The organism is Robbsia andropogonis, from assembly GCF_000970345.1.
GTDB lineage: Bacteria > Pseudomonadota > Gammaproteobacteria > Burkholderiales > Burkholderiaceae > Robbsia > Robbsia andropogonis.
Genome location: NZ_LAQU01000199.1, coordinates 1 through 1,163, shown reverse-complemented (window position 1 = coordinate 1,163; position 1,163 = coordinate 1). Strand labels below are relative to the sequence as shown.

At 50.8% G+C, this 1,163-nt stretch carries 1 protein-coding gene; it reads left to right on the top strand.

Translation table 11 applies throughout. The features are described from left to right. Nucleotides 1-105: 105 nt before the first annotated feature. Nucleotides 106-1,163, top strand: a 1,058-nt coding sequence (locus tag WM40_RS27105; protein ID WP_046154651.1) for an ISNCY family transposase, incomplete at its 3' end; no start/stop codon positions are given.

The window sequence follows — 1,163 nt, the reverse complement described above, 5'->3', positions numbered from 1 at the left end:
TTGTAGCAGCAATATCCTAAAGTCGTGTTTTGGCTAAGTAGAAATGTCGTGTTTCCCATGTTGGTGTCATGCTGGTTCTCCCTGGTTCGGTCCGTGGAGCGCATGATGACGAAGACACCTCAACTGGTGACGATGACAATGCGAGAACTTGACAGGATCAAGGTTATTCAAATGGTAGTCGACGGGATGCTCAGGCCGCGACACGCTGCTGAACGCCTGGGGCTGACCGTACGACAAATCGAGCGTCTAGTTTTGCGGTTCAAAGAGAACGGGTCTGCTGCTGTGGCGTCACGGGCTCGTGGAAAGCCTAGCAATCGCAAACTTGACCCTGGCATAGCACGCCGAGCGCTCGTGCTCATTGCCGAACGTTACCCAGACTTTGGACCAACATTTGCATGTGAGAAGTTACGCGAATGTCACGGCCTGGTGTTATCGAAGGAAACGGTCCGCCATCTGATGACGGACGCGGGTTTTTGGGTGCCGCGTAAGCAACATGCATCGAAGGTTCATCAGCCACGAAATCGACGCGCTTGCTTGGGGGAAATGATCCAGATCGATGGCAGCGATCATCGTTGGTTTGAGGACCGGGCGCCGGCGTGTACTTTGCTGGTATTTATCGATGATGCGACCAGTCGATTGATGACGCTTCACTTTACACAAACCGAATCCACCTTTAGCTACTTTGAAGCAATGCAGCGCTATATGGACGAACATGGGAAGCCGGTGGCGCTGTATAGCGATAAGTTCTCGGTGTTTCGCGTAAATTCGAATAATTACGAAGAAAAAACCTTTGGCAAAGGCATAACGCAGTTTGGGCGTGCATGTTTCGAGCTCAACATTGACACTTGGTGCGCGAATAGTAGTCAAGCAAAAGGGCGTGTTGAACGGGCTAATCTCACCTTGCAAGACCGGCTCGTCAAGGAAATGCGGCTGCGTGAAATTAGCACCAAGGAGGCGGCAAATGCGTATATGCCCTCCTTCATCGCTGACTACAACTCGCGCTTTGCCAAACCACCTAAAAACGATTTCGATGCACATCGAACGTTGCGAAGCGATGAGGATTTACGCCAAATATTAACGATGCGTGTCCAGCGCAAAGTCACGAATTCACTGACGTTGCAATACGATCGGGTGATCTATTTATTGGAAGACACCGCAGAGAA